We start from the raw sequence: 9,765 nt of genomic DNA, 5'->3' as shown, positions 1-9,765 counted from the left end.
AGTAATAACAGCCCGGGAGATAGCTGAAATAGATCCTTTTCTGGATGTGACGTGTTTTTTTGAAGGCCTGACAGAAAAGAATATGGACGATTTCTTTTTGAAAGATGGAAAGCTCGATATTTTGGTGGATGAATGTGATGGGCTTGATATGAAAATAATATCACGTTTTAAAGCAAGAGAGCTTAAAATACCGGTAGTTATGGATACCAGCGACCGTGGGATGCTGGATGTGGAAAGATTTGATCTGGAACCGTTAAGGTCTATATTGCACGGAACGGTTGACAATGTAGATACAGCAACGATAAAAGGTTTAACTAATGAAGAAAAAATACCCATTGTTTTACAAATGCTGGGTATTGAAAACGTATCATTACGGATAAAAGCCTCGATGATAGAGGTGGAGCAAACCATTAACACATGGCCTCAGCTGGCAAGTTCTGTTGCATTAGGGGGGGCTGTGGGTGCTGATGCATGCCGGCGTATCCTGCTTAATCAGTTTCATGATTCGGGAAGATATTATGTTGACCTGGATGAGATTGTTGCCGATAAAATACCTGAGCCATTTATTTCGCAAGTGCCTGTTAATCCCTTCTCGCCGTTACAGGAAAATGAAATGTATCTATTGGCACAAAATTATAATCCGGAAGTTAAGCCCGGCGGGATTAGTATTGATAATGATTTGATACAAGAATTGGTTAGGGCCGCCTGTGCAGCCCCCTCAACCGGGAATGACCAGCCCTGGAAATGGTTATATCATAACGAGACTTTATTTCTTTATCATGACGAATACCGTTCTTTTTCTTTCGGCGATTTTCAAAAAACAGCTTCATTTATTTCATTTGGCGCGGCATATGAAAACCTGTATATCCATGCGCTTAGTAAGGGGATAGAAACTTTTTATGAGTTTTTACCCGGACAGGATGAAAGATTGGTGGCGGCAATCCGGTTCAAAAAGATTGAAAACCAGGTAAATCCCCAATTAAATAATCTCGATGCCAGCATTTTTAAACGGCATACCAACAGAAATCCATCACCGAAAACAGAACTTTCTTCAACTGTTTTTGAGCAGTTGGCAATTATTACAGAATCAATTCCGGGGGCTGCGTTTCAATATTTCACAGATGAAGGCATTATAAAAGAGTTAGGAGAGATTATTGGTGCGTGTGATAGGGCCCGTCTATTAAACCCTGCCGGGCATAACGATTTTATTAATCATGAAATGCGATGGACATCTGAAGAGGCTTTAATCAAAAAAGATGGTATTGATGTAAAAACGCTTGGTTTCACTAATTCGCAACTGGCAGCTTTAAATATCATCAGGAATGAGGAAGTGATCAGAACCATTAACAAGCTTGAAGGCGGTTACGGCTTCGATTCGCTTTCGAAAAAAATAGTGAAAACAGCATCGGCACTGTGTATGATTACTTTGCCCGAATATAACTTAGAGAATTTTTTTGAAGGGGGGCGTGCAATGGAACGTTTTTGGCTCCAGGCTACTAACCTTAAGCTGGCGGTACACCCGGTTATCTCTCCTTTTTATTTATTTTCAAGAATATTACATGGTAACGGCGAAGGATTAGATACTAAAACCATTAAGGAGCTCACCGGCTTAAGAAAAAGATTTAATGAAATTGCCAAATTGGGGAATAACCGGGCTGAGGTATTCTTCACTAAGATTGCGATTGCAGAAGAACCTGTTTTAAAAGCCCATAGATTGCCATTGGAACAAGTATTAGTTTTTGATTAGCATTAAATTAATATATTTTAGTATTAAATTAGTTTTTTTAATATTAAACACAAACCTACATCAACCAATAGCGTGACTTACCATCCCGTGCCTGTTAATATGAAAAAAATTTATTTAAGTCTGATATTCTTTCAAATACTTTGTTTAACAAACGGTTTTGCACAAAAAGCGATACTTTTTAAAGGCGATAATATAGTCATTGGTGAAAACGTGTCGGTTTTGGAAGATGCTACAAGGCATCTCGATATACAATCAGTGCGTAAGGCCTCGGGGTTTGTACAGTCACATACTCAGGTTCCTAATCTTCAGCTTAGTAATTCAGCTTTTTGGCTACGGTTTATAATTAAGAATGAAACCTCCGAAACGAACCTTATTCTTAATCTTGAATATCCCACATTAGATTTATGCCAGTTTTATTATCCTGTTAATGGTGTTTTTTATAAAGAAACATTAAGCGACAATAATCCTTTTGTAAAAAGAAAATATAAGCACCAGGATTTTCTTTTCGATGTTAAAATTCCAAAAGACAGTACAGCTACTTTTTATCTGAAGGTTGAAAGCAGCCAGCAAATGGTTTTACCATTAGTAATAGGTACGCCGCAAAAAATAGCCGAATCGAAGCTTAGTCACGATCTGTTATGGGGCGGGCTTACAGGCGTGTTACTGGTTATGATGGTTTATAATTGTTTTGTATTTATATCAACCAGGGATATCAGTTATTTATACTATGTTTCCTATACGTTATTAATAGGGCTTACTCAAACCTCATTATCGGGCTATACCTACCGGTTTATTTTCCCGAATTCTCCGGCTGTGTTTAACATGGGTATAATTATATTCCCGGCATTGGCCGGCATATCTCTGTTATTATTTGCCGAATCGTTTTTAGGCATAAAAAAAAGAATGCCTGTGATGAGCGGAGTACTTAAATTTATAATCTTATTGTATACCATAACAATTATTGTAAGGCTTCTTGGTTATGCACATGTCAGCTATCGGATGATTGATATTAGTGCCTTATGCTTAACGGTTAGCGTGTATATTGTTATCATTAAGCTTTCATTAAATGGATATAGGCCTGCAAGGTTTTTCCTATTGGCCTGGACATTGTTTTTAACAGGGATCATCTTATTTGTATTGCGTAATTTAGGGATATTACCCTATAATAATTTAACAAATTATACAATGCAGGCAGGCACTGCATTTGAAGTTACATTACTTTCTCTGGCACTTGCCGACAAGATAAATATTTTTAAAGCCGAGAAAGAAAGATCACAGGAAGAAACATTAAAAGCATTAAAGGAAAACGAACGGATTGTTAAAGAGCAAAACGTATTGTTAGAAACAAAGGTAAAAGAGCGAACCGTTGCACTAAGTGCATCAAACCAGGAACTGAACAAAACTCTTGAAGATTTAAAGCAGGCGCAATCGCAATTAGTGGAATCAGAAAAAATGGCTTCGTTAGGCCAGCTGACTGCAGGTATAGCCCATGAAATTAATAATCCCATAAACTTTGTTTCATCCAATATCAGGCCTTTAAAACGGAATATTGATTTAGTGTTTGAGGCTATGGCGGTTATTGAAAATGTTGGCATATCTAATTTGTCTGTGGCTGATAAAGAGAAACAGATCAGGGAATATAAGGAAGAGCTGGATTTTGATTATCTCACCATTGAAATTAACCATTTGATAAAAGGGATTAATGAGGGGGCCAGCAGAACAGCCGAAATTGTTAAAGGATTAAAGATTTTTTCGCGCCTGGATGAAGACGGATTGAAAAAAGCAGATATTAACGAGGGCCTGGAAGCAACCATGGTTATTGCAAATAATCTGCTAAAAAAAATAACGGTAACTAAGATTTATGGTGATTTACCTCTTGTAGAATGTTATCCAGGCAAGTTGAACCAGGTGTTTTTAAATATTATTTCAAATGCCATTTATGCAGTGCAGAAGCGTTTTGGCGAAAACGATGGTGGTGTAATAGTTATTACAACAACTTGTGATGAGGGCGATGTAATAATAAAGATAAAAGATAATGGAATCGGTATGGAGCCTGAAGCACAAAAAAAGATATTTGAACCTTTTTTTACAACAAAAGATGTTGGAGAAGGAATGGGCTTAGGCATGTCAATTTCCTATAATACGGTAAAAAAACACAACGGGAAAATAATTGCGAACAGTTTGCCGGGAGAAGGGACAGAATTAATTTTACAGATACCAATAATATTTAATTCTAAGTCAACATAAAGCTAAATTAATGGGTATAAAGGTTTAGCGATATTATAATGTAGTTTAAGTAATAGGAGCATTACAATTATGGGTATCAAATACTTAGCATAATGTCAGAAAAAATAAAAATACTATATATAGATGATGAGCAGGAAAATCTTGTAGGTTTTAAAGCATCGTTGAGGATTGAATATCAGATTTTTACAGCTGTAAATATACCACAAGCTTTAAATTATCTTAGTAATCATCCGGATATCAGAGTCGTTTTTTGCGACCAGCGAATGCCGGGGCAAAGCGGCGTTGAATTTTTTGAGGAAATACGAACAAGTTATCCATTACCTGTTCGTGTTTTATTAACCGCTTATACTGATATTGAATCAATAATTGATGCAATAAACAAGGGTAATATATTTCGATATGTAAAAAAGCCCTGGCTTGAAGCTGATATTATTTCGGCTATTGACGAAGCAAATAAGTTTTATATGGCTAATTCAATGCTTTCTGTTAAGAATGATGAATTGCAAAAGGCATATAATGAACTTAATAAGTTTGCATATAGCGTAAGCCATGATATCAGGGGGCCTATATCTGGAATTTTGGGTGCTATTAATGTAGCACGTGAAATTGATGATGTAGAAGAGATGAAAGAGATGTTGTTTCTGATGGAAAAATCACTCAAAAAATTAGATACTTATATTTTAAGTATGCATGATTATTATAGCTTACAAAGAGGAGAGCTAAAAATAAAAGAGATTGATTTTAATGACATTATTGATGAAATGAAGTCCATTTATATGGTGCTTTCAAAAATAAATAATATAAAGTTTAGTATAACCGTTAATCAGGACGAGGTTTTTAGGAGCGATAAGGTGCCGGTAAAGCTTATCTTGAATAATCTTTTATCCAACGCCTTTAAGTATCAGGATAAAAACAAAGATGATAAATCTGTTGAGGTAATTGTTGACGTGCATAAAAACGTAGCAACAATTTATGTAAAAGACACAGGCATAGGTATTTTAGGTAGTCATATAGGCGAGATATTCAATCTTTTTTATCGTGCAAATTCCCAGGAGGTTGGGTCGGGTTTTGGATTATATAACGTGAAAAGTGCATTAATGAAATTAAACGGGCAAATAGAAGTTAACTCCGTGATGCACGAGGGAACAACTTTTAAAGTAATCATTCCATCTATCTGATTAGTATGGCGTTATCATTTATAGTTATCGATGAAAGTGAGCTTGATTGCTTCATTGCCCGAAAGGTTATACAGCAGGTAGATAAGAACTTAATTGTCAATGTTTTTCAAAGTGCACAACTTGCATTGGACAGTATTCGTGAAAACCGAATAAGCAAAGGTTATATCACGATAATTTTGCTTGATATACAAATGCCCATAATGAATGGCTTTGAGTTTGTTGAAGAATTTGAAAAGCTCCCGGTTGAAATCCGGAGCAGATATAAAATATGTATTTTATCATGTACCAGAAATGCCAGCGACATTGCCAGAATCATGGCCTTTAAAACTGTAATTAGTATGTTAGAGAAGCCGCTTATTAAGGCAGATATATCTTTATTAATTACGCATTTAGCCCCGGATGTATAACAAAGATAATTAAGACTATGAAAGTAGTTTCTGCCTCAGCAAAAATTCTAATTGCTCATTTGACCCTGTAAGCTTTTCATTCATGTTCTTCAGATCAAGAAGTTCAAGGTACTTTTCATATGCGCGGTTTATAGTTAAATCCAACTCTTCTTCGTTCCATGGTTTATCAAGGTAATGATATATTTTACCTTTATTAATAGCATCTACCACTGCGCTCATGTCTGTATAACCTGTTAACAGAACTCTTATTGGGTCAGGAAATTTTTCTAATACTATCTCAAAAAATTCAACGCCGGTCATCTCCGGCATACGCTGATCACTAATAATAACGTGAACTGGCTTTGTTGATAAAATGGTTAAAGCCTCTTTGGCACTAACTGCAGTTAATACCTCATATTTCATTCGGAAAGTAGCCTTAAATGAAAAAAGATTATTTTCTTCATCGTCTACATAAAGTACCGTGATTTTATTAATTGCTGACATGTTGATATAATTAAAATACATCATATTAACGTATGTAAAGACAATGAAGTCTATACATCTATAGCTAATAGAGTTTATCTGATAGGTTTATACGGTATTTTAAAACTTAAGTTTTGCGTAATAAATTCCATATGCTTTTTATTCAAAGATTAATACAGTAATAATAGATCCTGGTTTTTTTACCCGCAGTTTCCTGCCGGGTGGCCCACTTATTGAAGCAACTGCTGTGCCAGTATAAAGTAAAGCCGTCTGGCGGGTAAGATATTCATATTAATTGTTTGGTGTTAATGAAAGCTTTGCTTTTTAAAGGAGGCTTACCAAAACAATCAATTATTACTGTAATTTTGCAGCAAATTTAAAGGGCTAATTTTTTAGATGCGTTTTTTTGTCGGTTGCTTTGTGATAATTGTATGGAGTTTTTCTGCTGCATTTGCTCAGCAGGATACAACCGCCGCTAGCGCTGATACTCCAACCTACAGGCATAGCAATGTCAGGGGTAATTCTCTGCTCGATTCGGTGGCCAATGCTATGCAGGCGCGTAAACTTTTCGTTGCCGATTCTATCAATATGCGTTATATCCGCATACCCGATTCAACCACCCGCAGTGAATTTACTGATAGTTTATTTGCCCATGTTTTATATAATAGTTACGGCTTTTTAGATATTCATTTAAAAAACAAGAGCAAGGTAAAGGATGGCCTTACACGCTCATCGCGTGATCCCTGGGTTATTGTGTTAATTATAGGTTTGTTGTTGTATACTGCTATACTAAATATAGCACTCAACAACGATGTAAACTTTGTGTTGCATTCGTTTTTTAGTAAACGTGTGCTTTCCCAGGCCGGTAAGGAAGATGGTGTGGTAAGTTCATGGGCCTTTTTGGGCCTTTTTTTATTGTTCTGTTCAACGTTTAGTTTGTTTTTATACCAGTTGGCGGCATACAATGGAGTGTATTACGTTGTGAGCGGCAGCAGGCTATTTGTTTCGCTTACCATAATTGTAATAGCTTTGTTTGCCTTAAAATTTATTGTGTTAAAATTCCTTGGTTTTGTATTTGATATCAGTCGCCTGGTGAACGAATATTTGAATATATTACACCTTACTTATTTTAATATAGCATTTGTTTTTTTACCGGTTGTAATATGTTTTAGCTTGCTGGGTACTCAATACATACCTGTTTTGCTTGGCCTTACACTCACCGTTGTTATCGTTATTTTTATATGGCAATACCTCAGGAGCAGCGTAAATATAATTTCTACTTTCAAATTTCATAAGTTTTATTTATTTACGTATCTTTGTGCCCTCGAAATTTGCCCTATTTTAATCTTAATAAAGGCATTGAATATTAAAATTTAGGTAGTTAAAAGAATTGACTTGGAAGATAGAAAGAAAAAGGTTAAAAGTATATTAGTTACTTTATCAAAGCCTGAGAATGACAAAAATCCGTACGCTGAGTTGGCTAAGAAGCTAAACCTGAAAATTGATTTCAGGTCATTTATTCATGTGGAAGGCGTGCCGGCCAAGGATTTCAGGAAGGAAAAAATTAATCTGGGTGATTTTACCGCAGTTATTTTTACCAGCCGTAACTCTGCCGATCATTTTTTTCGTATTTGCGAAGAGATGCGTTTTGAAGTGCCTGTTGAGATGAAGTATTTTTGTCTTTCAGAAACTATTGCACTTTATCTGCAAAAATATATCCAATACCGTAAGCGTAAAATATTTTTTGGTAAACAAACCGCTGCCGACCTGGCCGAGGTGTTAAAAAAACATGCTGCCGAAAAATTTCTTTACCCATGCTCGGATGTAGCAGCCGAAGAAACACAGCGTTTCCTTCTTGAAAATGGTTATAACTTTACGCCGGCTGTGCTCTTCCGTACCGTTTGCAGTGATCTTTCCGACCTGGCCGAGGTGTTTTATGATGTTATTGCCTTCTTCAGTCCATCAAGCATACAGTCTTTGTACAAAAACTTTCCCGATTTTAAACAGAATAATACGCGCATAGCGGCTTTTGGGGCAACTACCCATAAAGCAGTGCTTGAGGCCGGATTGATCCTTGATATTCCGGCGCCAACCCCGGCTGCCCCATCCATGACAATGGCTATTGAGCAGTACTGTAAGCATGTAAATAAATAAAAAAAGGAAATTTATTTAACCCAACTGCAACTTTTTTGGGGGTTACAGCGTATTAACGGCATCTGATTTACACAGGTGTAGTGAGGTAATTTATTGTTGTTTATACAATTATTTATGGTTTAAACGATGCTGAATGCATCTTAACGGGCTTTTTATTGCTTAAATTAAATGTTTTTTTGGCATCGTGAAGCAAATTTGATATATTCGGGGGTCTAATAATGTTATATTTTTATGACTGAATTTTGATTTTAAAATGAAGCAGATATACTTTTTAATAGTTGTTTTAGCTGGTGGAATATTGAGCGGTTGCGGCGGTGGCGGTGACAGGGGTGAAATAACCGGCGTGCCACAAAGGTCATTTAAGGCCGAAGTGCCTTATGGAATGGTTTATATTCCGGGTGGCTCGTTCATGATGGGGCAAACCGATCAGGATGTTACTTTTGGACAAATAGCACAACTCAAACAGGTTACGGAAGCTCCTTTTTTTATGGATCAGACCGAGATCACCAACAGTCAATACAAGAAGTTTGTATTCTGGGTGCGTGATTCCATTGCAATTACCAATTATGTTAATGATAATAAATATTACCTGCAGCCTAAAGGCGCCGCAGCTAATAACAGCGGTAAAAAATATATCAACTGGGCTTATGTAAAAAAGAACCCGGTTTGGAGCAATAAAAAAGGGCAGGCGGGTAACTCTTCAAAACTTCAGGGTATGTATTACCAGGGAGAAGATCGTGTGTTTGATCGTAATGAACTTGATGTACGTATATTGAAATACAATTATGCACTAATGGTATTGCGCGATGCAGCCAATCACAGGAACGATCCTAAATCAAGACGCTCTGATTTTATTTTGCGCGATACTGTAAATGTTTATCCGGATACACTGGTTTGGCTTAGTGATTTTTCATACGCTGCCAATGAGCCAATGGTTGAGGGGTATTTTTCACATCCTGCTTTTCGTAACTACCCGGTGGTGGGTGTAACCTGGAGGCAGGCAAGGGCTTTCACCGTATGGCGTACGCGTTATAACGAAGCTTATAAAGATTCAAGACATTTGCCGCACCGCGCAGATTACAGGCTACCTACCGAGGCTGAGTTTGAATATGCAGCCCGTGGTGGCCGTATAGGTAATGATTATCCATGGGGTGGACCCTACATTAAAAATGCTAAAGGATGTTTACTGGCCAATTTTAAACCAGGCCGCGGTAACTATACAGATGATGGCGGCGCGTATACAGTAAACGTTCGTTCGTACTTTCCTAACGATTTTGGCTTATACAATATGGCCGGCAATGTGGCCGAATGGACATCATCAGCCTTTGATGAGTCGGCTTCAACATTTGTACATGATCTGGCGCCAACATTCGCCGTTGAAGCAAAATCTTCTGACCCCGAAGTGCTTAAACGCAAAGTTGTGCGTGGTGGATCATGGAAAGATATCGGATACTTTCTTCAAAATGCAACCCGTACCTATGAGTACCAGGATACAGCGAAATCCTATATCGGTTTCCGCTGTGTAACCAGCTACCTTGGCCGCGACATCAAAGACAAACGATAAACAATC

8 protein-coding genes are annotated in these 9,765 nt (G+C 37.1%); 7 read left to right on the top strand and 1 reads right to left on the bottom strand.

Annotated features, from left to right (window positions below; genetic code table 11):
• From AC1DQW_RS16690 to AC1DQW_RS16675, 4 genes are all read left to right on the top strand, one after another.
• Nucleotides 1-1,747, top strand: a 1,747-nt coding sequence (locus AC1DQW_RS16690; protein WP_477455124.1) for an Rv1355c family protein, incomplete at its 5' end; no start/stop codon positions are given.
• A gap of 99 nt (nucleotides 1,748-1,846) precedes the next feature.
• Nucleotides 1,847-3,994 carry a sensor histidine kinase gene (locus AC1DQW_RS16685; protein ID WP_477455123.1) on the top strand — a complete coding sequence of 716 codons (2,148 nt, stop codon included), beginning with the start codon at nucleotides 1,847-1,849 and terminating at the stop codon, nucleotides 3,992-3,994.
• Between the two features lie 92 nt (nucleotides 3,995-4,086).
• On the top strand, nucleotides 4,087-5,172 hold the full coding sequence (locus tag AC1DQW_RS16680) for a hybrid sensor histidine kinase/response regulator (protein WP_477455122.1): 1,086 nt from the start codon (nucleotides 4,087-4,089) through the stop codon (nucleotides 5,170-5,172).
• 5 nt (nucleotides 5,173-5,177) lie between these two features.
• On the top strand, nucleotides 5,178-5,579 hold the full coding sequence (locus AC1DQW_RS16675) for a response regulator (protein ID WP_477455121.1): 402 nt from the start codon (nucleotides 5,178-5,180) through the stop codon (nucleotides 5,577-5,579).
• A gap of 15 nt (nucleotides 5,580-5,594) precedes the next feature.
• Here the strand turns inward: AC1DQW_RS16675 and AC1DQW_RS16670 are convergent, their stop codons facing one another.
• Complete coding sequence (locus tag AC1DQW_RS16670; protein ID WP_477455120.1) at nucleotides 5,595-6,062, bottom strand: response regulator; 468 nt, start codon at nucleotides 6,060-6,062, stop codon at nucleotides 5,595-5,597.
• A gap of 375 nt (nucleotides 6,063-6,437) precedes the next feature.
• On the opposite strand from AC1DQW_RS16670, the gene AC1DQW_RS16665 reads away from it, so the two are divergent.
• The 3 genes from AC1DQW_RS16665 to porK all read left to right on the top strand — a co-directional run bounded on the left by AC1DQW_RS16665 (nucleotide 6,438) and on the right by porK (nucleotide 9,759).
• A complete protein-coding gene (locus AC1DQW_RS16665; protein WP_477455119.1) occupies nucleotides 6,438-7,418 on the top strand; it encodes a DUF4271 domain-containing protein in 981 nt (326 codons plus the stop codon).
• A 12-nt stretch (nucleotides 7,419-7,430) separates the two neighbouring features.
• On the top strand, nucleotides 7,431-8,195 hold the full coding sequence (locus AC1DQW_RS16660) for a uroporphyrinogen-III synthase (RefSeq protein WP_477407087.1): 765 nt from the start codon (nucleotides 7,431-7,433) through the stop codon (nucleotides 8,193-8,195).
• A gap of 253 nt (nucleotides 8,196-8,448) precedes the next feature.
• The gene (gene porK, locus AC1DQW_RS16655; RefSeq protein WP_477455118.1) at nucleotides 8,449-9,759 is read left to right on the top strand and encodes a T9SS ring complex lipoprotein PorK/GldK; all 1,311 of its coding nucleotides are present in this window, start codon (nucleotides 8,449-8,451) and stop codon (nucleotides 9,757-9,759) included.
• Nucleotides 9,760-9,765 lie beyond the last annotated feature (6 nt).

The sequence above is a fragment of the Mucilaginibacter sp. P5_A4 genome, assembly GCF_056400605.1.
The sequence above is the reverse complement of the archived record's forward strand: the minus strand, read 5'-3'. Positions and strand labels throughout refer to the sequence as shown.

Excerpts from the sequence above, each read along its gene's own strand:
- AC1DQW_RS16685 (WP_477455123.1), top strand. The coding sequence starts at position 1,847 with ATGAAAAAAATTTATTTAAGTCTGATATTCTTTCAAATACTTTGTTTA.
- AC1DQW_RS16680 (WP_477455122.1), top strand. The coding sequence starts at position 4,087 with ATGTCAGAAAAAATAAAAATACTATATATAGATGATGAGCAGGAAAAT.
- AC1DQW_RS16675 (WP_477455121.1), top strand. The coding sequence starts at position 5,178 with ATGGCGTTATCATTTATAGTTATCGATGAAAGTGAGCTTGATTGCTTC.
- AC1DQW_RS16670 (WP_477455120.1), bottom strand. The coding sequence starts at position 6,062 with ATGTCAGCAATTAATAAAATCACGGTACTTTATGTAGACGATGAAGAA.
- AC1DQW_RS16665 (WP_477455119.1), top strand. The coding sequence starts at position 6,438 with ATGCGTTTTTTTGTCGGTTGCTTTGTGATAATTGTATGGAGTTTTTCT.
- porK (WP_477455118.1), top strand. The coding sequence starts at position 8,449 with ATGAAGCAGATATACTTTTTAATAGTTGTTTTAGCTGGTGGAATATTG.